At 59.8% G+C, this 24124-nt stretch carries 27 protein-coding genes and 1 tRNA gene; 11 read left to right on the forward strand and 17 right to left on the reverse strand.

The window, feature by feature from the left end:
• Positions 1-11: 11 nt before the first annotated feature.
• The gene (locus FGU65_RS01225) at positions 12-1181 is read right to left on the reverse strand and encodes a glycosyltransferase family 39 protein (protein ID WP_301662575.1); all 1170 of its coding nucleotides are present in this window, start codon (positions 1179-1181) and stop codon (positions 12-14) included.
• Between the two features lie 246 nt (positions 1182-1427).
• On the opposite strand from FGU65_RS01225, the gene FGU65_RS01230 reads away from it, so the two are divergent.
• Both FGU65_RS01230 and FGU65_RS01235 read left to right on the forward strand, forming a co-directional pair.
• Positions 1428-2072 carry a hypothetical protein gene (locus FGU65_RS01230; RefSeq protein WP_301662576.1) on the forward strand — a complete coding sequence of 215 codons (645 nt, stop codon included), beginning with the start codon at positions 1428-1430 and terminating at the stop codon, positions 2070-2072.
• A 192-nt stretch (positions 2073-2264) separates the two neighbouring features.
• Positions 2265-2336: transfer RNA gene (locus FGU65_RS01235), tRNA-Arg, on the forward strand.
• A gap of 266 nt (positions 2337-2602) precedes the next feature.
• Here FGU65_RS01235 and FGU65_RS01240 read toward each other — a convergent pair.
• The gene (locus tag FGU65_RS01240) at positions 2603-3904 is read right to left on the reverse strand and encodes an STAS domain-containing protein (RefSeq protein ID WP_301662577.1); all 1302 of its coding nucleotides are present in this window, start codon (positions 3902-3904) and stop codon (positions 2603-2605) included.
• A gap of 151 nt (positions 3905-4055) precedes the next feature.
• Between FGU65_RS01240 and FGU65_RS01245 the strand changes: the two genes are divergently transcribed.
• Positions 4056-4286 (forward strand): ferredoxin, encoded by a 231-nt coding sequence (locus FGU65_RS01245; protein ID WP_301662578.1) that lies wholly within the window; start codon positions 4056-4058, stop codon positions 4284-4286.
• Between the two features lie 670 nt (positions 4287-4956).
• On the opposite strand, the gene FGU65_RS01250 is transcribed toward FGU65_RS01245, so the two are convergent.
• The 4 genes from FGU65_RS01250 to hxlB form a co-directional block, all read right to left on the reverse strand.
• Positions 4957-5490, reverse strand: a complete 534-nt coding sequence (locus FGU65_RS01250) for a DUF421 domain-containing protein (protein WP_301662579.1) — start codon at positions 5488-5490, stop codon at positions 4957-4959.
• A gap of 104 nt (positions 5491-5594) precedes the next feature.
• Positions 5595-6632 (reverse strand): M42 family metallopeptidase, encoded by a 1038-nt coding sequence (locus FGU65_RS01255; protein WP_301662580.1) that lies wholly within the window; start codon positions 6630-6632, stop codon positions 5595-5597.
• A gap of 8 nt (positions 6633-6640) precedes the next feature.
• Positions 6641-7747 (reverse strand): pyridoxal phosphate-dependent aminotransferase, encoded by a 1107-nt coding sequence (locus tag FGU65_RS01260; RefSeq protein ID WP_301662921.1) that lies wholly within the window; start codon positions 7745-7747, stop codon positions 6641-6643.
• A 16-nt stretch (positions 7748-7763) separates the two neighbouring features.
• Entirely contained in the window at positions 7764-8363 is a 600-nt protein-coding gene (hxlB, locus tag FGU65_RS01265; protein WP_301662581.1) for a 6-phospho-3-hexuloisomerase, read from the reverse strand.
• Between the two features lie 515 nt (positions 8364-8878).
• On the opposite strand from hxlB, the gene FGU65_RS01270 reads away from it, so the two are divergent.
• From FGU65_RS01270 to FGU65_RS01290, 5 genes are all read left to right on the forward strand, one after another.
• Positions 8879-11506, forward strand: a complete 2628-nt coding sequence (locus tag FGU65_RS01270) for an ATP-dependent helicase (RefSeq protein ID WP_301662582.1) — start codon at positions 8879-8881, stop codon at positions 11504-11506.
• A complete protein-coding gene (locus FGU65_RS01275) occupies positions 11503-12219 on the forward strand; it encodes a metallophosphoesterase (protein ID WP_301662583.1) in 717 nt (238 codons plus the stop codon). The genes FGU65_RS01270 and FGU65_RS01275 overlap by 4 nt, the downstream gene beginning before the upstream one ends.
• 558 nt (positions 12220-12777) lie before the next feature.
• Complete coding sequence (locus tag FGU65_RS01280) at positions 12778-13716, forward strand: hypothetical protein (protein WP_301662584.1); 939 nt, start codon at positions 12778-12780, stop codon at positions 13714-13716.
• Between the two features lie 41 nt (positions 13717-13757).
• The gene (locus FGU65_RS01285; RefSeq protein WP_301662585.1) at positions 13758-14729 is read left to right on the forward strand and encodes a hypothetical protein; all 972 of its coding nucleotides are present in this window, start codon (positions 13758-13760) and stop codon (positions 14727-14729) included.
• Positions 14730-14868: 139 nt separating this feature from the next.
• Positions 14869-16011 (forward strand): PQQ-dependent sugar dehydrogenase, encoded by a 1143-nt coding sequence (locus tag FGU65_RS01290; RefSeq protein ID WP_301662586.1) that lies wholly within the window; start codon positions 14869-14871, stop codon positions 16009-16011.
• A gap of 9 nt (positions 16012-16020) precedes the next feature.
• On the opposite strand, the gene FGU65_RS01295 is transcribed toward FGU65_RS01290, so the two are convergent.
• From FGU65_RS01295 to FGU65_RS01330, 8 genes are all read right to left on the reverse strand, one after another.
• Entirely contained in the window at positions 16021-16617 is a 597-nt protein-coding gene (locus tag FGU65_RS01295; protein WP_301662587.1) for a DUF2179 domain-containing protein, read from the reverse strand.
• A gap of 148 nt (positions 16618-16765) precedes the next feature.
• On the reverse strand, positions 16766-17077 hold the full coding sequence (encB, locus tag FGU65_RS01300; RefSeq protein WP_301662588.1) for an encapsulin nanocompartment ferritin-likeEncB family encapsulin nanocompartment ferritin-like cargo protein cargo protein: 312 nt from the start codon (positions 17075-17077) through the stop codon (positions 16766-16768).
• Positions 17078-17231: 154 nt separating this feature from the next.
• Positions 17232-17621 (reverse strand): nucleotidyltransferase domain-containing protein, encoded by a 390-nt coding sequence (locus FGU65_RS01305; RefSeq protein ID WP_301662589.1) that lies wholly within the window; start codon positions 17619-17621, stop codon positions 17232-17234.
• A complete protein-coding gene (gene hepT, locus FGU65_RS01310; protein WP_301662590.1) occupies positions 17591-18019 on the reverse strand; it encodes a type VII toxin-antitoxin system HepT family RNase toxin in 429 nt (142 codons plus the stop codon). Before hepT ends, FGU65_RS01305 begins: the two co-directional genes overlap by 31 nt.
• Positions 18020-18105: 86 nt before the next feature.
• Positions 18106-18420, reverse strand: a complete 315-nt coding sequence (gene encB, locus FGU65_RS01315) for an encapsulin nanocompartment ferritin-likeEncB family encapsulin nanocompartment ferritin-like cargo protein cargo protein (RefSeq protein ID WP_301662591.1) — start codon at positions 18418-18420, stop codon at positions 18106-18108.
• A 122-nt stretch (positions 18421-18542) separates the two neighbouring features.
• Entirely contained in the window at positions 18543-18767 is a 225-nt protein-coding gene (locus tag FGU65_RS01320; protein WP_301662592.1) for a type II toxin-antitoxin system HicB family antitoxin, read from the reverse strand.
• Between the two features lie 140 nt (positions 18768-18907).
• The gene (locus FGU65_RS01325) at positions 18908-19105 is read right to left on the reverse strand and encodes a hypothetical protein (RefSeq protein ID WP_301662593.1); all 198 of its coding nucleotides are present in this window, start codon (positions 19103-19105) and stop codon (positions 18908-18910) included.
• A gap of 56 nt (positions 19106-19161) precedes the next feature.
• Complete coding sequence (locus FGU65_RS01330) at positions 19162-19449, reverse strand: DUF7557 family protein (RefSeq protein ID WP_367652338.1); 288 nt, start codon at positions 19447-19449, stop codon at positions 19162-19164.
• Between the two features lie 242 nt (positions 19450-19691).
• On the opposite strand from FGU65_RS01330, the gene FGU65_RS01335 reads away from it, so the two are divergent.
• Positions 19692-20042 (forward strand): DUF3467 domain-containing protein, encoded by a 351-nt coding sequence (locus tag FGU65_RS01335; RefSeq protein WP_301662594.1) that lies wholly within the window; start codon positions 19692-19694, stop codon positions 20040-20042.
• A 53-nt stretch (positions 20043-20095) separates the two neighbouring features.
• On the opposite strand, the gene FGU65_RS01340 is transcribed toward FGU65_RS01335, so the two are convergent.
• Positions 20096-20572 carry a hypothetical protein gene (locus tag FGU65_RS01340; RefSeq protein ID WP_301662595.1) on the reverse strand — a complete coding sequence of 159 codons (477 nt, stop codon included), beginning with the start codon at positions 20570-20572 and terminating at the stop codon, positions 20096-20098.
• A gap of 20 nt (positions 20573-20592) precedes the next feature.
• The gene (locus FGU65_RS01345) at positions 20593-20985 is read right to left on the reverse strand and encodes a type IV pilin domain-containing protein (RefSeq protein WP_301662596.1); all 393 of its coding nucleotides are present in this window, start codon (positions 20983-20985) and stop codon (positions 20593-20595) included.
• 276 nt (positions 20986-21261) lie between these two features.
• On the opposite strand from FGU65_RS01345, the gene FGU65_RS01350 reads away from it, so the two are divergent.
• On the forward strand, positions 21262-21654 hold the full coding sequence (locus FGU65_RS01350; protein WP_301662597.1) for a type IV pilin domain-containing protein: 393 nt from the start codon (positions 21262-21264) through the stop codon (positions 21652-21654).
• Between the two features lie 200 nt (positions 21655-21854).
• Complete coding sequence (locus FGU65_RS01355; RefSeq protein ID WP_301662598.1) at positions 21855-22265, forward strand: hypothetical protein; 411 nt, start codon at positions 21855-21857, stop codon at positions 22263-22265.
• On the opposite strand, the gene FGU65_RS01360 is transcribed toward FGU65_RS01355, so the two are convergent.
• Positions 22236-24071, reverse strand: coding sequence for a hypothetical protein (locus tag FGU65_RS01360; RefSeq protein WP_301662599.1), 1836 nt, complete (start codon positions 24069-24071; stop codon positions 22236-22238). The genes FGU65_RS01355 and FGU65_RS01360 overlap by 30 nt on opposite strands.
• Positions 24072-24124 lie beyond the last annotated feature (53 nt).

A 24124-nucleotide genomic window follows, 5' to 3' on the forward strand; every position in this document is an offset into this window, starting at 1 on the left:
CAGTCGTTCTTCTAGAATCCCGGATAGTAGGAGGCGTAGAACGGAATGTTGATGAGCGCGATGACTGCGATGAAGGCGTAGATGGTTTTCTTCGTACCAAGCGCGCCGACGAGTGCCTGGTTTGATGCGGCAATGCCGACGAACCAGAACGGCAGCAGGCAGATGAGATGGTGCGGCATCATCGGCATGCTCCCTGCGAGAAGGGCACTGACGATCAGCGGGAGAACGATCATGCCGGCGATGAGGGCCGCTCCCTTTCTGGTCTCTCGCCAGATGAACCAGAGTCCGACGGCGAAGAGGATCAGGAAGAAGGCCAGGACGAGCTCGCTGTACCATGAAACCTTCAGGAGCGTCTGGGAGATGACGGGAAGACTCTGCATCCCGTAGGTCGTGGCTGCTGCCGTCCGCACGACGAAGGGCTCGGCGGTGACGGCGATGGCGAAGGCCAGAGCTCCGATAGCCGGGTTCCGGAGCGTCATCGGGTTCTGCCGCACCGCCTGTATCTTCGACGCCGCGGCGAAGAGCAGGAGGAGGCCTATTGGGAAGAAAGCATAGAAGTGCGTCCAGAAGGCGAGAGAGCCCAGGATGCCAAAGATGACCCACGACCCGAGGTCGTCGGTCCGCAGCGCCTTTATGTAAAAGGGCAGGGAGAGCGCAAAGAAGAAGAGCATCGGTGCGTACGCCCATGCCTCCTGTGCGTAGAAGATATGGAATGGGGAGAAGGTCATGAGTGCTGCCGCGATGATGCCGGTGTTCTTGTCCCGGAACGTCGCCCCGACAAAGTACATGATCGGTATCGTCAGGACCCCGAGGAGTGCCGGGATGAAGCGGAGCACAAACTCGCTCTCGCCGAAGAGCAGCATGACGTTCTCCATCCCGGAGAAGAGCGGTGGGGCGAATTCACCTCCAGCCATAGAAGCCCAGATGCCTGCGAGGCTCTGCCCGGCAAAGTGCAGTGTCTGTCCCTCGCCTGGCCAGAGCGGGTTGTAACCGGGGTGGTAGCACCGCAGCAGCAGACCGACTGCGGTGAGGACGGTGAGCAGCCTCATGTAGACGCATCCCCTGAGGAGTGCAACGATCCGCTCAGGGAGTGTGTTCGCAGCGGCGATTGTCTCGGTTTCACAGAGCGTGCTCGCCGGCGCGACTGTGCTTTCTGCCTGTTTTCCCTGCTTCGTGTCCATTCAGAATCATACCCCCTTGTGTACAGACGTAGATAATGATTGCTGGTCGTTTCGATCCCGTCCGGAGCCGCTGAGTCGCTTGCTGCCTGGCCGCGGGAACGATCCGTTCCCACCTGCCGTTCACGGCGAACGAGATCCTCTCCGACGGTGATTGATTGTGAATTCCTTATTTATACACATGCATTTTCCATTCCTCCCCTATTTCAGGATAAAAGAATAAATACTGGGTTGGATAACTCCTATTCCATGAAGCGGGTGTATGGCGCGATATTTATGGCGGCGGTTCTGACCCTTGCTCTCGCCTCGGCGGGATGTGCCGAGCTGCCGCCTGAAGAGACTCCCTTCTGGTCAGGCGGAGGGTCGTCGGGAGATGGCGGGCAGGAGGGGCCGTCAGCATCGCCCACCCCGACCTATGTGACACCCGCAACACCCTATCCGACCGAAAGGGCAATCGCCGAGGTCGCACAACCGACCTATCGCACCCCTCCCGAATCGGAGCGGCTCAACAACGAGTACCTCGAGATATACAATAAAACGGCGCGCTACGACTACACGAAGGAAGCGTTCGTCTACAACCTGACCGCCCCGCCGCTGCTCGTCGCGTTCACGGTAGACCCGGACACCATCACCCGGACAAAGACCGTTACCAGCCAGTACGGGTCGCAGAAGACCCAGACCGTAAAATTCACCAACATCGACAGCAATGTCTGGTTCGAGATCACGATCCGGGATCAGGGCACCGGGGCTGTCGTTGCGCAGGACGGGTTTGCCCGGCTGTACAGCAGCGAGACCCAGAAGGAGATGGTCGTCCGGACGGCAGGCGTCTACCTGGTTGAGATCACCGGGAACAAGGTGCACGTCGACCTGCTAATGCGCGCGAAGTCCCTGTAAGATTCCCGCCCGTAATCGCCATCTTTTTGTGCTCGTGCCTTCGGAAATCCGGCGGGAATGGGGGATCTAGCGATCTGTGGCCGTCATTTTTCGTGAGAGCGGTGTTTTTCGGGATGCAGAACCCTCCCCGCGCTGTGCAATCCTTTTTATCTCTGAAAGATCTACCTTATTAGGTAGGGTACAGCCCCAGAAGTCCCGGTAGGGTAGAGGATATCCTAGAAGCCTGCGGAGCTTTTGACCCGGGTTCAAATCCCGGCCGGGGCGTCTTGTTTTTGTGTATTTCTTTGATTGCAGCATCTGCTTTGTACGCGCCTTCTTTGAGGCGCCTGCAGCACCCTGCTCTATCAGGCTGGTGTCGTCAGCGTCGCCATGACCATTGGACGAAGATCGCGACTGTCGGGTCTGCGAGAGGAGCGGCCCCTCGAAGAAAAATCGAATGCAGCGGGGGGTAGCTCCCGCCTGCCGGAGCGTGTGTGATGGTCTCAGCGGCAACCCGTTCCCGAAAGGTCTTCGCCTTCCGGCGTTGCCCCTCAGGCCTCCCGGACGATCTCCGCGATGTACGCTACCCCGAGTTTCGCTTTGCGCACCCGGGTGCTGTCCAGGAGGTGGCGCATATCCAGGAACTCCCCGTCGGTCACGATCCGCCGGATCTGGCGTTCGAGGTCGAGCGACCCGTCCCAGGGGATCCCCCGGAAGATAACGGCGTGGTTGTGCAGATACTGATCGGCAGATCCGCGGTTGGCAGGATGGTGGTACGAAAGCGCACCGATCGCCCCGGGATCGTAGGCGGAGAGATCGCCTGCAAGGTTTACGCCGATGCCGAAGCCGACCATCGTATCGCCGCGGTACTTCGGCTCCTCGTCGACGGCAATCCAATCCTGAATATGCTGTGGGTCCATGATGGATCTTTCGTTCGCCGGGGCGGCGTCGCGGAGGGGAGCGCGCTTGATCCCCGAACTGCAGATCCCGGCGGTCACCGCCCAGATGGCGACGGCGACCACCCCGGCGTGGTCGCGCCTCCGCTCCGCCGCCAGCGAAAAGATCAGCCGGTAGAGGTCTGCGAGGGTGATCCCTTCGTCGCTCTCGGTCTCTATGGTGATGGTCTCGGCAAACGGCCCGTCGAGGGTTACGTTGAACCCCGAATAGATCCTGACGTCCCCCGTATCCTGCATCGCGTTCAGAAAATCCGGCGTGTCGTGACCGTCCGTCGGCAGCCAGACCATCGAGCCGTGGAGTGTGATCATCTCGCCGAGCAGGGTCATCGCATCCGCCGCATTCTCCCCGAGCGCTCCGAGGCCGAGGGAGTATCCCGTGTCGGAGAAGCGCAGGGCATGGATCGCCGCTTCATCGATCCTGGCGAAGAGGACGTCCTGAATACTGCCGGTCACCCGGAGCCTGCCCGGATCGCGTGAGGTGGTCTCGATCGAGTAGCGCACCCCGTCCCGCACCCGTGACGGATTCTCGATCTCATGGAGCACAGAGAGACTGTCGCCGGAGGCGGAGCAGGCGTCGACCGCCGCATCGAGCGTCGGATACGAGAGGATAACGGTATGCACCCCCGCCATCTCCAGCACTTTTCGCGGGTAGTCGCCGACGCGGGCAAGAACAACGGTCCCGCCGCGCTCCTTCAGCCGCTTCTTCAGCGCGATGAAGATGCGGATCCCGGCACTGCTGAGATAGGTCATCCTCTCGCAGTCGATCGCGATCGACCGGTCGTCGTCCTGCAGGGCTCCGGCGATGGCCTCTTCGAGGCGGCCCGCCCCGTAGCCGTCGAGTCTTCCGGCAACCCCGGCGATCAGCACCCCGTTTCTTCTCTCGGTATGAATATCCATTGCTGGTACGGTATCGGGGCGGCGTCAGTTAAGCGTTGTCAAAGAGCACCCGCAAGCGCTCTTTCCGCCTCGCCGAGGTCTTGCGAATGCGCTACGTTTAACATGGATGAGCGTCCTTGACGAGACAAACCGCCGATTCGCGGAGGAATGCATGATGGTGAAAGTGACAATCGACCGGGAAGAATGTATCAGCTGCGAGGCCTGCTGGCTGCTCTGTCCGGAGTTCTTCGAACAGAATCCCGAGGACGAGAAGAGTCAGGTCGTCGAGGAATTCCGGACCGGCGGTGACCCGGCGGAGGGTGATGCTCCTGAGGGAAGCGAGGCGTGTGTCCGGGAGGCTGCCGATGAGTGCCCGGTGACGGTGATCTTTGTCGAGGACTGACGGTGCCCGGTAATGGACACGGTCATGGCCGACAAAAATCTATATACTATAGAGTCTCTGGGGTGCTTGCCTGAGGGAGGGATCGCACCTGAAGGTGCATCGCCATGGTAGGGTGAATGCATAAGCCGAGCCGGTACAAGGCTTATGTGTGACAAAAACACCCTGCCACAGTCCGAAATGCACCCAGGGTATGTATTTCTCCCTCGGGCACCCCGTTCTTCTTCGGTTCCAACCTATTTTGACCGGCGATGTTGACGGACCCTGGGAGCATGCCGCATCGACCTTTGGTCGTGCACTGTATACGTTCTTCTCCACGGCCCGCCGTCCCGGAAGATATTCTCGTGCGAGCCTTCCAAAGCCGCACTCTTCACCGTTCGTTTGCCGTAATCGACGACGAGCGCGGCCGTTACACACCCGATTGTCATTGCTGCGGCAGTGGTAAAAGAATCATTATATACTATAGAGTCTCTGGAGTGCTTGCCTGAGGGAAGGATCATACCTGAAGGTGCATCGCCGCGATGGGGTGAATGCATAAACCGAGCCGGTACAAGGTTTATGCATGACAAAGACACCCCACCGCAGTCCGAAATGCACCCAGGGTATGCATTCAACCCTCGGGCACCGCTCTTCTTACGCCTCTCCTTTCATGACCGCAGGGTGTCGGTTTTCCTTATGGCCGTGGCCCCTTGACGTTCGAGAGCGATGTCACCTCTCCGTCCCCGCCCTGCGAGATGACGGAGAGGTTGCCGTTCGTCTCGAGAACGACTGCGTGCACGCTTTCCCGGCTGCCCGCCCCCTGGGCGCGGAGCGCCTGCTCGATCTCCGCCTCGGTGATCCGCTCGTCCTTCATGGCGTCCCGGAGCAGCGTGCCGTCGTAGTAGAGGAGGCGCGGTTCTGACTTGGCCATTCTCTCGACGAGGTTTATCCTGACCGAGAACCAGGTGACGACATACTGCAGGCCGACGAGGATGAGGAGTGCGAAGATCCCCTCGAGCAGCGATACGGTCGTGGACGTGATGACCGATGCGAGGGTCGACCCGAGGGCGACGGTGACGATGAAGTCGAAGGCGTTCATCGCGGCGAGCGTCCGTTTGCCCGAGACGCGAAGGATGATCACGAGTGCAAGATAGGCGAAGATGCCGACGATGATGAGTCTGGCATAATCAAGCAGATTTCCGATGACAACGTCCTCGATCCAGGTCATATACGTCCCCCCCACCCGGCGGATCCGGGCACTCGGCGGGGTTGCCTTCCCCCGTCCTGGTATATATGGCCTGCGCCCGGACGGATCTCCGGGACAAAAAAAAGTTACAGGTCAGGTCTGGTCTTCAGCGCCGCGACGAGCAGCCTGATACCTGCCTCGACGTCGGCGATGTCGATGACCTCGACGGGGGAGTGGATGTAGCGTGCGGCGATGGAGAGCGGGATGCTCGGGATACCGCCCCGCTCGAGGTGGATGATGGTGGCGTCGGTGTTCCCACCGGTCCCGACCTCGATCTGCACCGGAATATCGTTCTTCTCGCCGGTCTCCCGCAGCCACGCGGTCATCCGGGGGTCGGCCATCAGGCCGCGTCCGCCGGCGCTGACGATGACGAGCACCGGCCCGGCGCCCATCTCGATGCTCGCGTCCTTCTTCTCGATCCCGGGGTGGTCGCCCGGGATGGTGACGTCGGTTGCGATGGCGCAGTCGGGGTCGAGTGAGTACGCGCTGACCTTTGCGCCCTTCAGCCCGATCTCCTCCTGGACGGTGAAGACGCCGTAGATGGTGTGGGGGGACTGTGCCTGCTGGAGCGCCCGGATCAGCATGGCGACGCCCACCCGGTTGTCGAGCGCTTTCCCGGTCACCCGGGTGCCGGCGAGGTCGGCGAACTCGCGGTCGATGGTGACGGGCGTGCCGATATCAATCCCGAGAGCCGCCACCGCATCGCCGCTCGACGCCCCGACGTCGATGAACATATCCTCGATCTTGACCTCCTTCTTGCGCTCCTCCTCTTTCATCACGTGCGGGGGCTTCGCACCGAGGACGCCGAGAACAGGGCCGTTCCTGCCGTGCAGGACGACGCGCTGGGTGTAGAGGACGGGCACGAACCATCCGCCGATCGGGATGACCCTGATAAATCCTCTCTCATCGATGTACTGCACCATCAGGCCGATCTCGTCCATGTGCGCGGCGATCATGACCGAGAAGTCCCCGCCGCGCTTCACCGCGATCAGGTTGCCCGCGAGGTCTTCCCGCAGCTCGTCGACGTGGCCGTCGAGCTCCTCTCTGATGATAGCCCTGATTGCCCCTTCGCTGCTCGACAGCCCGTGGGCGTCCGAGAGCCTCTTGAGTAGTTCCTTTACCATTTCCAAGTTCACTCCAGTATCGTTTTCAGCCTCTCGACAGCCCGCCGGAGGTTCTCCTGCGACGTTGCGTAGCTGAAGCGGGCATGTTCGGGCATATTCGTGCCGAAGGCCTCTCCCGGCACGATGATCACTCCCTTCTCGATCGCCTGCCGTATAAGCGTTCGCCCCATCGGGACGAACATGTAGAATGCACCCTCCGGCCGCGGGAAGTCGAGCCCGATCTCCGTCAGGCCGTCGTAGAGGAGGTCACGGCGTGCCCGGTACTCGTCCCGCATCATCCGGACGGCTCCCTGGTCGCCGGTGTATGCGGCGAGTGCGGCGTACTGGGAGATGGAGGTCGCGCAGGCCTGGCAGTACTGGTGCACCTTCATGCACTGCTCGACGTACTCTTCCGGCGCTGCCAGGAACCCGACGCGCCACCCGGTCATGGCGTAGGTCTTGCTGGCGGCGTTGATGGTGATGACGTCTTCGCCGTAGCGGGCTGCGCTACAGTGCTCTTTTTCGTACACGAAGTGCTCGTAGACCTCGTCGCTCACCACGGTCACGCCGCGGTCGTTTGCGTATTCGACCAGCGCCCGGATTGCGTCGGGACTCTCGACAGCACCGGTCGGGTTTGCCGGCGAGTTGAGGATGAAGAGCCGGGCGCCGTCCATCTGCTCTTTCGCCTTCTCGATATCGATATGCAGCGCCGCATCGAGCGCGACACCCTCCGACCGGCCGCCGGCGACCGTTGCCAGCGCCTGGTAGGAGACGAACCCGGGGTCGGCGAAGAGGACGCGGTCGCCGTCGTCGACGAGGGCCTGCATGACGAGGTGGATCGCCTCGCTCCCGCCGGCCGTCACGATGAGCTCGTCCGGGGTGTACGTGAGGCTGTTCTCGCGGGAGAGTTTCTCGCAGATCGCGCTCCGCAGTCCCGGTATCCCCGCGTTCGGGGTGTAACCGGTCTTTCCCTCCCGGATCGCCCGGATCGCTGCCTCTTTGATGTGGGCGGGCGTGTCGAAGTCGGGCTGGCCGATGCCGAGGTTGATGGCGTCCGCCCCGCCCGCATCGAAGAGTTTCCGGATCCCGGATGCCCCTATCCGGGTGACCCGCCGGGCATATCTCCGCTCGTTCATCTTTGGCCTTCCTGCCTCACTCGATGTTGGCATGCCTGCACCGGAGTTCTTCCACGTCGCACTGCCGGATCTCCATGAGCCGGGAGATGATTGCGTCGGCAAAGACCATCGCGGTCGTCTCGAAGATCGTCCCGAGCGGTGCGAAGGATTTGTGCTCGCCCATCATCTGCCGGATCTCGAACTCAGCCGACTCGTCGGCGACCTTGTCGCGCTGGCTCTCGATGATGACGACGCAGTCTGCCATGCGGCCGATCCGGGAGTCGCGTTTCGAGGTGATCAGGCAGACCTTGCCGCCGATGTCCTTGACCGTCTCGGAGATGTCCGCGACGGTCTTCGTCTCGCCCGAGCCCGAGAACGCGATGATGATGTCTCCTTCCTGCATCGCCGGGGTGACGGTCTCCCCGACGACGAACGACTGCAGGCCAAGGTGCATGAGCCGCATGGCAAACGCCTTTGCCACGAGGCCGGAGCGCCCCGCGCCGATGGTGTAGACGCGGTCTGCGCTCTGTATCTCGGTGATCAGCGTGTCTATCTCCTCATCGGACATGACATCGGAGATGGTTCTGATTCTCGTTGCCATCAATCGCATCATGTCCTTTACCGGGTGATCTGTCATCGTACTTCCTGGTAAACATTTCACCAGATCATACATTAGAATTTCCTGTTCTTCGCGGAAATTCAGCCGCATGGGCGTGCATGGGAGAGAATCGTGCGCGGTGCCGCGAGTGGCGTTGTATGGGTGAATATATGTCTGTAGTCTGTCCGGTTGCCTCTCGCCGTTCCGCCTTCTGCAGGAGCAGGGCGGTGGAACAAATACGGTCGAAATATTGCTCATATGCTCTCAAACTCCTGTTTATTTTCGGGAAAATGTTCGCGCGGCATCCGGCGGATGCCTGCTGCGGCGAAAAGGTTATGCAATAGTATTTCTCAAATTATAGGTATTAGAGCGCAGCGCTATACGGTAGTTTTGCGGGGCAATCCTGAAAATAAAAGAAATGCTTGGTATATTCCCTGGCTTCTGAAGCATTGTTTGTTAATTCCCCGTCCTCTTTCCGGCAGCCCGTCGCCCGCCCGGACCCGGTGGGCAGACGCACGACAGCGAGATCGTTTCAGTAACAGGCAGTGAATTCCATGGACAGCACTACAGCAGCGGCAGGCGACGAGGCGATCCTCGACCTTCTGGACGAGAATGTCAGAGAATGGTGTATACGAACCTTCGGCGGGCGCGATGCGCTCTTCACCCCGCCGCAGCGGATGGCGGTCCCGCTCATCCACGACGGACAGAACGTCCTGGTATGCTCGCCGACGGGTTCGGGGAAGACGCTCTCTGCGTTCCTCGCGATCATCGACGAGCTCGTGGCGCTCTCGCGGACCGAAGGCCTCGACGACAGCGTCTACTGCCTCTACGTCTCCCCCCTAAAGTCGCTCGCGAACGACATCCAGAAGAATCTCGCCGTGCCCCTCCGCGAGATCCGCGCCGTCATGGAAGAGCGCGGCGTTTCGTGCGGCGAGATCCGGCACGCCATCCGCCACGGCGACGTCTCACGCGCCGATAAGGCGAAGATGCGCCGCAAGCCCCCGCACATCCTCAACGTCACGCCCGAGACCCTCGGCATCCTCTTAAACTCCCCGCGGTTTTGCGAGAAGCTCAAGACCGTCCGCTGGGTCGTCGTCGACGAGATCCACTCGCTCGCGGGCTCAAAACGGGGCGTGCACCTCTCGGTCAGCCTGGAGCGGCTCGAAGCGCTGATCGGAAAACCCGAGGGCGGGTTCGTCAGGATCGGCTGCTCCGCGACGATCGAGCCGCTCGACGAGATCGCCCGGTTCCTCGTCGGCGCCGGGAGAGACGTCTCGATCGTCGACACACGGTTCGCCCGCGAGTTCGACCTGCAGCTCGTCTGCCCGGTCCCGGACCTGATCGAGGCCTCGCCCGAGGAGGTGAACCTCCGGCTCTACGATATCGTCCACCGGATGGTGCAGGAGCATAAGAATACCCTCATCTTCACCAACACCCGGAACGGCGCCGAGCGGGTGCTGCACAACCTCCGCGTCCGCTACCCGGGCTGCTACACCGAGGAGAACTCGGGCTGCCACCACGGCTCGATGGGGAAGGAGGGGAGGCTTGCGATCGAGGAGAAACTCAAGTCCGGCGATCTCCGGGTGGCGACCTCCTCGACCTCGCTCGAACTCGGGGTGGATATGCCCCACATCGACCTCGTGCTGCAGATCGGCTCACCGAAGTCGGTCGCGGCGCTCCTCCAGCGGATCGGCCGTGCCGGCCACCGCCTCGGCGAGGTGGTGAAGGGCAGGATCCTCGTCCTCGACCGCGACGAGCTCGTGGAGTGCGCGGTGATGCTCCGCGAGGGGCGGGACGGGTTTGTGGACCGGATCCACATCCCGGAGAACTGCCTCGACGTCCTCGCGCAGCACGTCTTCGGGATGGCGCTCGAGGGGCGGTGCAGCCTCGATGCCGTCCGCGCCGTGGTCCGCCGGTCCCACTGCTACCGCGACCTTGCCGAGGAAGACCTGATGAGCGTCGTCCGCTACCTCGCCGGAGACTACGCGGGGCTTGAGGAGCGGCACATCTACGCGAAGATCTGGCACGATCCGGAGACCGGGATGATCGGCAAGCGCGGCCGGAATGCCCGGATGATCTATTTCCTCAATTCCGGGACTATTCCCGACGAGTTCTCCTGCGACGTCCTGACCCGCGACCAGCAGTGGGTCGGGACGCTCGACGAGAAGTACCTGGAGCGGATGAACAAGGGGGACGTCTTCGTCCTCGGCGGGCAGCGCTACGCCTTCGCCTACCGGCGCGGCGGGAAACTCTACGTCGACCCGACGACCGCCCGGCCGACGATCCCGAGCTGGTTCTCGGAAAAGCTCCCCCTCTCCTTCGACCTCGGACTCCACGTCCTCTCGTTCAAGGAGATGATGATCCGGCGGATGCAGGACTCCGAACCCGAGGCCCTCGTCGCCCACCTCCTGGCGGAGTATCCGATCGACGAGAACTCCGCCCGGAGTATCTGCGAGATCTTCGCCCAGCAGGTGCAGTACCTGGGGGAGGATGCGATCCCGACGACGGAGCGGATCGTCGTCGAGGAGCAGGCCGACCTGACGAACCGCCGCCGCCTCTACTACGTGATGGCCAACTACGGGCTGCGGTTCAACGACGGGTTCTCGCGGATCGTCGCCTACCTCATCTCGCAGGAGGTGACCACCAACGTCTCGGTCGGGATCAGCGATACCGGCTTTGCCGTCTCGCTCCCGCTGGAGAAAGAGGCCGACATTCCCGGGATCGTCGCCCGGCTCCACCCGGGGGGATGCGAGGCGATCCTGGAGACGGCGATCGACAACACCCAGCTCCTCAAGCGGATCTTCCGGATCAACGCCTCGCGCTCGTACATGATCCTGCGGAATTACCGCGGCAGGCGCAGGAGCGCCCGGCGGCAGCAGGTGAGCGCGGACATGCTCATCTCGTTTGCCCAGAGCCTCGAGGACTTCGCGGTGATGAAAGAGACCTACCGCGAGGTGATCGAGGACAAGTTCGAGGTGGCGAATATCAGGGCGATCGTGGAGGGCGTCCGGTCGGGCGCGATCGCGGTGGCGCCGACGCAGGCGCTCTCCCCAAGCCCCATGGCCTTCGGGATCGCCACGCTCGGGATCAGCGATGCCGTCTACGTCAAAGACAAGCTCTCGATGCTCCGGGAGTTCCAGCGCCGGGTGATCTCCTCGATTGCAGGAGATGTTCCGGCGTGAACCTGCAGGCCGAGGCCGACCTGACCGGGCGGTTCGATTTCTACAAGAACGCACTCTACATCCGCAAAGAGCGCCTCTGCGTCGTCTCCGACATCCACATCGGCCTTGAGGAGGCGCTCTACGCGGACGGGCTGCACTTCCCGCTCCACGAGGGCGAGACCCTGCTCGACCGGTTTGCATCCATCCTGGACCGTTTCTCGCCGCGGACGGTCGTCCTCGACGGTGACATCTTTCACTCCTTCGACCGGATCGCCCGCAGCGTGCAGCGGAAGTTCTCGGCGATCGTGCAGGCGCTCTCCGCCGAGTGCGAGGTGGTCTATGTCCGCGGTTCGCACGACACCATGCTCCCGTCGGTGATGGGCGGGAGCGTCGAGCGCTACGATGCCGGCGGGTTTACGATGATCCACGGCGACAAGGCGGTCACCGATCACGGCTTCCTGGTGATGGGGCACGACCATCCGGTGCTCGAGATCGAGATGGAGCGGTTCCCCTGCTTCCTCTACGGCAGGGGCGTCGCGGGCGGGCAGGACCTTCTCATGATGCCCGCCTTCAACCCGCTCTCGCCCGGGGTGATCATCAACTACGCGAAGGGCCGCGACTTCCTCTCGCCGCTCCTCCGGCGGGTCGACACCGGCCGGCTCCAGCCGGTGGTGGAGGTCGACGGCGAGGCGGTGGTCTTCCCGGCCCTCGCGGAGATGCGCCGGCTGATGTGAGGGCGGCAAGCCCCTCACCGGGAGGAGAACTCAATGCCGGTCAAGCAACGCTTATATATTAGGAATCCGGCCCCGTTCTGCCGAAATTTCGACCCTCACAGAAGCCCTCAGACGGACGATCTCGGGGCGAGCCATAGTAAACATCGACCGGAAAATTACTCCGGCTCATATCGCCGATATGCCCTTGCGATCCTGTCGTTTTACGCCAATCGGAGCGATATTTTCCGGCGAATTTTTTGAGCGTGGCTTGGCCGCCGGAACTGTCGGTAAAACCGGGAAACGGACGTTGATTTGGCTTTCGTTTTGGGTGGGATGGGGGTGAGTACCCCTCGCCCGCAGGCGGTCGGATCCGTATACCCCGACGTGAGCCGCCCTTTCGGTGAGTGCCAATATCGCCATTCTGCGCCAGATTCTGGGGAAATGGCTGTTATAATACACGTATTCCCAAATCAATCGGTCAGACGAACGGCCGACCGTGGCAATGTATTTATACCGTGAAGATCTTCTTCCCCTCGTAGGGTCGGGGGTTTGACGTCTGCCGGGCAGGAGGGAGAAGCGATGAGGAAAAATGTGTTCTTAGCGGTATTTGCGGTCATTGTGCTGGGAATCATCGTCGCAGGCGTCGGGCTGCCCTATCTGCACCAGGCAGCGCCGGGAACAGACGCCATCGGCATCCCTTCGACTCCGAATATCATCGGTTCATCCGGGCCGTACGTCCTTGCCGCGCCGTTTCCGGACGTGAACGACTCCTACCCGGTCTACCGGACGGTTCTCCCCGACACCAGCACCGAGGAGAAACGACGCATCGGCGATCTGTTTGGGGTATCGGAAGGCGTGGAAAAGCCTGAAAGAACCGATGGTAGGTTATATTATTACACGAACTCCGGGGCGTTCCAGTATATCATCCCGGCAAAGGCGTACCCCTATGCTACCGACAGGCAGCCAGACCTCCCGTCCGATGAAGAGGCTCGTGCGATTGCGACGACCTACCTGAAGGAGCGAGGCCTTTTTCCCGCCGACGTATACTTTGAGTATGTGAAAATCGGATCTTCATGTGAAAACAGAAGCCCGACCTCTGTCACGGTATATAACCTTACCAAACATGTGCATTTCATAAAGAAAATTCAAGATCTTCGTGTGCATACCGCAGGTATTACAGTATCGATCGGAGAAAATGGCGAGGTGGTAGCTGTCTCGAATTCCCTCAGGGAGTTCGATCCGAAACCGGTCCGCGATGTGAAGATCATAACCCCGGAACAGGCATACCAGCGACTCTCTGCGGGGGACGTCATGATCCAACCGCTTCAAGAGGACTACGATAAAATCGTAGTGACCAACATCTCGCTCGGTTACTGGATGGAGACACAAACCGAGCCCCAAGAATATATTGTGCCGGTGTACGTCTTTTCATGCAACGCAATGTGGGACGGCAAATCGGAAGAAGTCTTCCGATACGTACCGGCAGTCGATCCGACAGAGATGGAGGGCCTCACCTGAATCATTTTTTATCGCAGCCATGACGTTCGCCGCTTGAGTGGATGTCCGAGTGCCATGATGATTACGAGGGAAGAGCGATGAGGAAAAATGTGTTCTTAGCGGTATTCGCGGTCATAGTGCTGGGTATCGTCGTCGCAGGCGTCGGGCTGCCCTATCTGCACCCGGCAGCGCCGGGAGCAGACACCATCGGCATCCTTTCGATTCCGAATATCGTCGGATCGTCCGGACCGTACGTCCTTGCCGCGCCGTTCCCGGACGTGAACGAGTCCTACCCGGTCTACCGGACCGTTCTCCCCGGCAATGGCACCGGGGAAAAACGGCGCCTCGACAATCTGTTCGGGGTATCGGGAGACGCGAAAACGCCCGAACCTTCCGCTGGAAGCGTGTACTATTACGTGAACTCCGGAGCGTTTCAGTACATTATCCCGGAAAAGGCGTACCCCTACACCACTCACCAGCAACCGGACATTCCGTCCGACGAAGAGACCCGTGCGATTGCGACGGCCTATCTGAAGGAGCGAGGTCTCCTTTCCGATGGCGTATACTTTGAGGATGTGAGTGTCGGATCTTCATGTGGAAGCATAGGCCCGACCGTCACGGAATATATTCTTACCAAACATGTGCATTTCATAAAGAAAATTCAAGGCCTTCGTGTCTATAACGCAGGTATTACGGTATCGATCGGCGAAAACGGCGAGGTGGTAGCAGTCTCGAATTCCCTCAGGAAGTTCGATCCGAAACCGGTCCGCGATGTGAAGATCATAATGCCGGAGCAGGCATGCCAGCGGCTGTGCTCGGGGAACCTGACGAAAGATCCACTCCCATGGGAGTACGATAAAATCATGGTAACCGACATCTCGCTCGGGTACTGGATGGAGATACAAACAGAACCGCAGGAATATATCGCGCCGGTGTATGCGTTTTCGTGCACTGCCACCTGGAACGGCAAATCGGCAGAAGTCGTCCGATACGTACCGGCGGTCGATCCGGCAGAGATGGAGGGCCTCACCTGATCCTTCCTCTCCGCTTTTTCTGCAGACCGCATCCGAAAGAGCCTTACCCATTGGGCGGTCGTAGAGACGGCACCACCCCCTCCACGATCCCCGCCGCTCATTTTATATCCCTTCACCCCGATACCGGCGTTTGATAGCCATGCGGCACAGGACTCTCGTCATTCTGCTGACGGCGGTGGTTTTCGTCGTCCTGGCGGTCTTCGTCGTCACCTCCCTGCCGACCGGGACGGCCGGCGGCGATCTGCCCCTCGACACCATCAGCCTCCCGCCCGGCTTTGCCATCGACGTCTACGCAGCGAACGTCACCGGCGCCCGCTCGATGACGCTCTCGCCGGAGGGGACGCTCTACGTCGGCAGCCGGGGAGCGGGCGCCGTCTACGCCATCCCGGACCGCGACCGGGACGGGCAGGGCGACGAAGTGATCGTCGTTGCGGACGGCCTTGACTCCCCGAACGGCGTCGCATTCCGGAACGGCTCGCTCTACGTCGCCGAGATCGACCGCGTCATCCGTTACGACGAGATCGAGGCGAACCTCGATAGCCCACCCGAGCCGGTCGTGGTGAACGACGACTTCCCGGACGACCCTACCCACGGCTGGAAGTTCATCGCGTTTGGCCCCGACGGAAAACTCTACGTCCCGGTCGGGATGCCCTGCAACGTCTGCAATCCCGACGACGAGCGGTTCGGCACGATCATGCGGATGAACCCGGACGGCTCGGACCTCGAGATCTTCGCCCGCGGCATCCGCAACACCGTGGGCTTTGACTGGAACCCTGAGACCGGCGTCCTCTGGTTCACCGACAACGGCGCCGACTGGATGGGCGAGAACATCCCGCCGGACGAGCTCAACCGGGCGCCTGTGCCCGGGATGCACTTCGGCTTCCCCTACTGCCACGCCGGCACCATCCCGGACGCCGAGTTCGGGGCGGGCAACCCCTGCAGCGACTACACGGCGCCGGTCCAGAACCTCGGGCCGCACGTCGCGGCGCTCGGGATGCGGTTTTACACCGGGCAGCAGTTTCCGGAGGAGTATCAGAACCAGATCTTCATCGCCGAACACGGGTCATGGAACCGCGCCGTCCCGATCGGCTACCGGGTGACCCTGGTGCGGCTCGATGAGAACAATACGCCGATCGGCTACGAGGTCTTTGCCGATGGCTGGCTGCAGGGCCGGGAAGCCTGGGGGCGCCCGGTCGACGTGCAGGTGATGCCGGACGGCGCGCTGCTTGTCTCCGACGATAGCGCGAACGCGATCTACCGGATCTCCTCCGCCGGGCAGTGACGTGGGGCCTCACTTCCCCTTCCGTACACCCTTTCCGAGGAAGAACGGCGCCGGGCGCGGTGCTACGACCGGAAATGTCCCCTCATAGGCATTTCGGACGTCTTCGATGGAGTAGAACGCCTTCGGGTTGTACTGGTGGACGGCATCCACGACGGCCGGGATGTTCTTGCGCTTGATGACGGTGAAGATGATCTTGCCTGGCCCGATCTTTCCCTGGGCGTCGATGACGGTCACCCCGTATCCCGATCCCCGGAGATGGCTGATGAGGTTGGTCGCGTCCCGCTGGGTGATGATCCGCACCAGGGTGAGCCCCATGGCGAGCCGTTCCTCAATGACCATGCCGATGTAGTTGCCGGCCGCAAAACCCCCCGCATATGCGAAGTAGTTGACCGGGTTCGTCACGTCCTGGAAGATCTGCCCGATCGCGACGATCCAGATGAAGACCTCGATGAATCCCAGCACCGGCGCGATCAGTTTCATGCCCCGCGAGATGAAGATGATCCGCATCGTGCCGACGGTGACGTCGCAGATCCGGGCGAAGAATATGGCTACCGGGAGAATTATGAGCGAGAGAAGCTCGGGATCGGTTGCCGGGATCGGGATCATTGCTGATCAGGATTACTCTCCCGGTGATTTAATTTTATCTGTGGGGTAAATATATTTCTCAGGATCAATAATTCATTTCCGGGCTTTTCCGGCTTTTTTCCGGATCCACGCCGGCACTGCTCTCCCCGGAGCGGCAAAAAATGGGTGCTTATGACCGGGAGGCCAGCTTCTCGATCTCTTCCTCGACCTCGGCCACGCCCTCCTGGTAGTACTCACCCTCCTTCGGGTCGAGCTCCATGAGGAGGCGGTAGAACTCGCCGGCGTGGACCTTCTCTTCGTTCGCGATGTCGATGAGGACCTCTTTTGCGAGCGGGTCGTCGGTGGCGTCCGCAAGCTGCATGTAGAGCTGGATCGCCTCGAACTCCGCAGCCATGTTGTAGCGGATGGCGCGGACGAGTTCGTCCTTCGTCAGCTTGCGGTCGAGATTGTTTCCTGCAAAGGGATTTGCGAATTCGGGCATGTTTCTGTTCCTCCTGTCGGGTCTGCAGCCGCATCAGCGGCTACAATGAGTGGTGTTTGTCAAAAGAGGATATAAGGGAGACGGTATTGCTCTACGGAGCCGCGGCAGGGGTCGGTTCGGGTGCGCCTGCGGCGGGGCGGTCATGTGCCTGCCCCTACCGGCCGGCCCGCGTGAGGAGGTCGTCGAGAGAGGCCGGCTGCTGCCGGCGTTTCATGTCCTGCCAGACCCTGCGCTGTTTGTGGAGCCAGAAGTCGAGACCTTCCGGGTCCTCTGCGTAGACGACGTGGTGGTGCTCGAGGATCCGGCCCCGTAAGTACCAGGGGATCTCGTCATAGACGACGATGTCGTACTGCGGCTCCGCGTTCAGGATGCTGGTGTAGACGGCGGTTCGGTCCGCATTGTCGTGCAGGATGAGGCAGAGGTCGGTATCAGACGTGCTATCCGCATAGCCGCACACCCTTGACCCGTAGAGCAGGATGCCGCGGACCGATCCCAGGACGCCACGGAATTGGTTTATGATTTCGTCTTCTGCTCTTTCAGCCATGTCGTTATCTCCTGTGCGAACGTCCGCAGCACGGGGAGCAGCCGGTGCATGGCGGTGTAAGCGATTGTATCGTCGACTCCGTCGTACTCGTGGACGAGCCGGTTTCGAAGTCCGTTTGCGGTCTTTGCGTCCCGGCCGGTCTCCGGCGTGAGAATCCCGAGCCTGACGAGTTCGTCGATGGTGCTGTAGTCGTCCTGTGCCGACGCATGCATGCTGCGCCGCGCCAGGGCACCGATGTCCATCATGATCTCGACTGCTTCCTGCAGCTCCTTGTAGAGAGCCTTTCGGAGAATTCGGTCGTGCAGCATCTCGTCGGAGATATGCTGCTCGATGAATTCGCTGCGGTCGATGAGCATCTCTATCTTCTGGACGATGCGCTCCTCGGGTCCGGGCATCATTGGTTGAGGTATTCGCTGTCCCGACTATTCAAACCGATCGCCCGGCATGCCGGCGCAGGGTCTGCCGTGAAAAAACAGGCGGCGGGTTACTTCCCGCCCTTTTTGACTTCTTCGATCATCTCTTCGACTTCTTTGTGGCCGTGGTCGTAGTAGTCCATCTCCTCCGGCGCAAGTTCGCGGAGCAGGCGCAGGAACTCGCCGGCGTGCTCTTTCTCTTCGTTCGCCACGTCGACCATCACCTTTCTGACGAGTGCGTTGTCCGTGGACTCGGCGATCTGCATGTAGAGCTGGATCGCCTCGTACTCGGCGGCGACAGAGAAGCGGATCGCACGCAGGATCTCGCCGTGGGTCAGCTTGCGGCCGAGGTTGTTCCCGGCAAAGGGGTTGGCAAATTCGGGCATGGTTGGTTTCCTCCTGAAACGATCGAACCGGAATGGCCGGTCCGTATCGGTGCGGTTCAGGACGGCGGGAGGCAAAAAGTATTCGGTGGCGGGGATCGGCGGGGCTGTGAAGAAGAGGAGGATCAGCGCCCTTCGTCGGATCGGCGGGTTTCACTATCTGTGACCCGTATTTCAATGCACCCGCTGCCGGTGCAGCCCTGCAGATCCAGGTAGGCCTCTATCGCCTCTCTGGTGCGGGAAGAGAGCTCATCCAGACTCTTTGCCTGGGTATGGCATCCCGGGAGCGACGGAATGGTCGCGACGAAGTAGCCGTCTTCGTCCTTCTCGACAAAAACGTTGTATTTCATTTCTTCCAGAGCCTCTTCACAGATATATTCCTGCGGCTATCCTATCAATCTTCCCGAAGCGTGGTATGCTGGAGATGCCCTTCCACACTCAGAGGGCCGGGATGACGGGTTGCAGAGCGGCACGATGCCGCCATCCCCCTTTACAAATGGCTCCACGCCGCATCCTCCTCGGGCGTCAGCCAGTCCTTCCCCAGCGCAGACTCGCTGGCTATGGCGGCCTTGCGGGTGTCCCTGCGGTGCCGGGTTTTGAGGAACCGGATGAAGTCGAGAACCTCCTCGCATGCCTGTTCGGGCAGACCGTTCAGTTCGGTAGTTATCTGCTCTTTTACCTGACTCATGCCGTCTCTCCCATACGTGCGTTACCGTGACTACAAATCCCTGCGGTGGATAGCCCTCATTGGTTCTCGTGAAAAATAATGGTATCGCCGGCTGTTGCACCCAAGGCTATGGCAGGTCGCCGGTTCCAATTCCCGGAAACCCTTTTGAACGGCCGGCATTGGCCGGCATGCATGTCGGCGATGCTCTCCTCGATCCTCTGCAGTGTCTCCTCGCTCAAGGGCTCCGGATCGTATGCAGCGTCCAGGAGACGGCCGACCACGTCGTCGTAGCTCTCCTGCGGGTGCACCTTCTCGGCATCCGGGCGGGCTTTTGTCTCCCGGCGGAGCCGGATCGTCGTTGCCATGGATCTCTCTGCGAGGCCGTGGAACATGACCTTTTCTCCTGGCCTACGCCGTCATCGACGGCCGGGACGGCACGGAGTGCATGGACGCGGCGATCTGGGACTACTGTACCGCCCGTCTGCGGGAGGAGGCGGAACCCCTGTCCGTTGCGACGGCCGATACCGACGCCTGGGTTGTCGGCGAAGCCTCGTCGGACCCTGATGCGGAGCAGACGTACAGAACTTTCGGAGCGGGGGTGTGACGGTTGGCAGAGGAGAAGCGAGAGCGGAAGGGGCCGGGTGCGATCGACCTTCGGGAGCGGTACCGGTTCGAGCCGGAAGAACTGCAGCCCGATATCACGCAGACCGCCTACTCGAACCTTGCGTACGTCCAGGTGACGCACCGCGACGTCTTTATCGACTTTCTGGAGATGCCCGGCCTGCGCCGGGACGACCGGGTGTTCGTGAAGGGCACGCGCATCTCTATGTCGCACGCTGCCGCACAGCGGCTTGCCGAAGCTCTGGCCGGGATTCTCGAAAAAGTGCATACGGAGGACGGCATGGAGCAGTACGTTCCGAAGGGTGCGAGGCGGAAACCCGGGGACGATTCGGCCTGACACTGTGCCGAAGACCTGCCTCTCGTGCTGCACGTCCGGCACGGATGGCGCCCTTACGCGCCGGATGGCGCCCTTACGCGCCCGGCCGGTGGGCGGGCGCCATGCTTCATCGATGAGGAGTGTGGAGGCCACGGATCGAAGACCGCGAACGTTCCCCGGCTCCTGATGCGATCCATGTCCCGGGTTAACCGTTGGTTCTTTTCGGTCTCGACACGTTCGCCCTGCAGAACATCGAACGACTGGTCGGGGTGCTGCACTGCGATGGCTTTTTCTGACGGCTCTTCTGGCACCGGGACGAACCCGGGCGTCGTCATTTTGGGAGCATGTGTGCTGAAGGTGTATCTATGCTCGGTCATGATGCTGCAGGGTGCGATACGTTCTGCGCTGAAGATGCAGGGAGCACCCTGAGAGCAGCCGGCCGCCGTTCCGGTGCGAAGGACGCTACCACCCCCGGCCCTGCACTCCGGGCGTGACGCTGGCAGCACTTTCAGCCGGGTTTTCAGCATCTGCTGCCCGTTGTCGTCAACCATCACTTATGCCGGCCGATAGATCAGATCGTTCTGTCGAGGAGCACCTGCTCGGTCCCGTCGTAGAACCTCCCGACGACGACGACCCGGTCGGGGCCGGCGGTTCCATAGGTGTTGACGGCGGTGGAGCCGGGTTCGGTACCGAGGGTGACGTTGTGGTGAACCCCGGGCGTCGTCCCGCCGACCCAGCACGTAATCTCCTGGATCTCGTCGAACCCGGCGCCGCCGTGGTTCGTGAAGGTGATGTCTGTCCCCGACCGCTCGGCGGTGACGGCCGTCGCCCCGAACCCCGGTATCCACGCAAGCCCGAAGATGAGCGAGGCGATGATCGCCGCGATGATGACGGTGATGGCGACCATGAGCACGGTGCTGATGACTTCGGAGACGGCGGTGTCGTGCATACCTGATCTGGTCATGACCTTTCCTGATACAGACATTTTCTCGAACCGTTATATAGGAGCTGGATTCTTTCCCGTGCTACGATTGGGTTTTTCAGGTGAGAGGCCATCGCCGGGTGGTGTGTGCCCGTCCACGACCGATGGCTTGGAAGTGCCGCCCGGAAACGATTGTTATTTTTATTCAGGCTCCTGGAAAATATGTTTAACGTTTGAAATTTTACATATACGGTTCATTTCATCGCCGTTTGCAATGTGCCGGCTATTTATGCGAGAACCGGTAATGCTTCATTAGATATGGCCTCTATACGAGCCCCGGAGGATGCTGTCTCGCCGGTCATCGGGGTGATCCTGATGGTCGCCATCACCATGATCCTTGCCACAGTCGTCGCCGCGACCACATTCTACATCGGCACGGACCTCGAAGATGCGAGGCATGTCGTCGTGACGGCGGAGCGGATGGGAACCGATGTTGTCTTCACCAACCACGGCGGGTCGGATATCGATGCGACGACGCTGATCACCTGTTACGTCGGCGATCCGTCGCTCGGTCAGTCGGTGAACCTCGATACCGCGGTCGGTTCGTCGGCGATCAATCCGCACGGTCAGCCGAATACGCAGGAGCGAGTTATGGTCGTGGTGTCGTTCGTCGATGGGAGGAGTCAGGTCGTGCTGGATGTGCAGATGTGATGTCTTTTTCTAATCAAGGATCAGAAGTAGTTATGATCACTGTATAAATACTTCGCTGAAGGGGCTTTGCAATGGTATCGTGTATCCGTTCTTTTTTGTTACTTGTCTTCTCTCTGTTTGCGCCGATTAATTTCTACCTTATTGGAGATTCGAGCGGTTTTGGGATCCAGAGTTTCTTCTTTCGCTACCAGAAGACCTACATGGGCGACAACTTCATCACGATTGTCCGGGATGCGGAGTATGTTATCGGTGGGATTGTTACCGGGAAGACAGCAATAGCATATAGCATCTGGGTTATCGGAGCTCTCATTATAGTTACTTCACTCATCCTTCTGTTTTCCGATCAGGAAGATGAACACTCTCATCTGGCACGGATGTCTGGTTTTTTCATTATGGGTTCAGGAGCACTTTTCCTGTTCTCGTGCATTGTGCAGTACGGGCTTCTCTTTTATGGTTCTTCAGGGCTTTCAATTCCTTTCGGTGTCCCACTGGTAATTTTTATTGGGTATCTGTTCTATGCGGATTTTCCGGGTACCGCGCAAAATGGTGTGAATAGAATTAATTCCGAGAGTGTGATCCTGTCAACCAGAACCATAGAGGAAGAAACATAGCCCTTCATAAAGATGATTGGTGAATGGAATCCAGAATTCATATTCATAAAATCGGCGGCAACCGAAATAAATCACCATATCGATCTGCCAGATCAACGGGAGAAGAAGCAGTATGGCAAGCGGGATCGAAAGCCAGCTAACCGGTATTCTTCTTCGATACGCCAGAATAGCCGTTATGATAACTGCTGATGCGGCCATAATTACAAGTTTTGTGAAGTAGCTGGTATCGATATCCAGCATTCTCTCGATGGGTTGCAGGATGACCGGCAGGAGGAGCACGGGCAGGAGTACCGGGAAGAGGCATAGCATACTCTTCAGCGTACGGCGGGCGAATGATTCTGCTGTGAGTATTGGTTTGAGCATAAGAAGGCCGAAGAACGACCCAGGAATATACAGCGGGGAGAGGTATCGCATATCGGGGACAATTCCGTGACTGTGATTTAATCCGCTGAATCTGTAGGTGAATACCAGAAGCGTGCAGAGGATCAGAATTGTTGTGAATATGATGATGTTCCTCTCCGATGGTGAGAATGCTGTAGTCCTTGTTGCCAAGAGATAGGCTGCCAGCACGATGCCGAGCAAGATGAGCGGATCTGCTCCGAGCAGTCCCATGCTACCTGACGCGGGATCGAAAAAGATCCCTGCCGCGTTCTGCAGGAAGGCGGTTATGGAATGGATTGCATCCGTCGGGAGCGCTCCAGGAACATAACTGTGCATTACGGTGTCCAGCATGGCATCGCTCACCTGTCCGGCACCGCCAGTTTCGATTACGTTCTCGCTGTCGAGAGAGAATTTCAGAAAGTACACCGGAACCAGGGGTTGGCCAGTTGTGATAATATTATTCACAAAAAACGGCAGAGCGCCCACTGCTGTAAAGAGCGGTGAGAGCAGATATGCGGCTGACTGTGACTGCTTCCTTTCCGTCTGTGTGGTGAAGTAGTTATATCCTGTCCAGATGAGGAGCGCTGCCGTTGTGGCAAGGCCTACGTCGGGTCTCGCCCACACCACAAGGCCGGACATGAGAAATGCAGCATACAGGTATGTGTCCTTTCCGTTCTTTATGTGGCGAACCATGAGCAGCACAAGGAGTGCAACGAGCGTTCCGACCAGCATATGATCTTTTCCCGCTCCAGCCCAGACAATCCAGGAAGAGCAGCAGATGGTGGCGGCGGTGCAGAGAAGTACAGCGGAAGTTCGCTCAAAAATATCCTTATATGTTGTAAATGTGATCACAGCGAATGAGGCAAATAACAGATGGTTCGTGAAGATGACGGCCGCCGTCTCGAGTGGAGCAGTGCCCGGCAGCCAGCGCTCGGGATTAAAGAGGAAAAGGTTGTAGAAGAACAGGGCGAAGATCAGAATCATTGCGAAGATCTTCAAGATCCTGAAATGTCGGAGCTTCTCGTTTGACGAGTACTGAATATACAGGCGCTGCATTCCATTGATGACGAATATTCCGAGACATGTCCAGAGTGCTATGACTGCATACCCGAAGAAGTCGCCCCACAGCGAGATCCCGACAAGTGATGGCAGTGCGGTAATCGGGAGCATGAGCGAATACATGAGCACATTGTTTCGTACTTCAAAATAGGTGAATGGAGTTCTGTTATAGAAGGCACCGTATTTCCCTTCACTAAATGTTACCTGATGGCCTTCGGCGAGCTGATGGAGCTGGTTGACCGTGATCCATGAATCGTTAATCAGCAGGTTGGGAGCTGATATTGTAATTATTCCAAAAAGGCTCGCCGCAAATAAGAAGATGTAGATATAGTTTTCGTTCAGAAGATGGGATATGGATTGCCACATTTCACGATATAATTTTGAATGAGGCTCTAGAGGCATGTTCGCTCCAAATTTGC

This window comes from Methanoculleus frigidifontis (genome assembly GCF_030464345.1).
Classification (GTDB): Archaea; Halobacteriota; Methanomicrobia; order Methanomicrobiales; family Methanoculleaceae; genus Methanoculleus_A; species Methanoculleus_A frigidifontis.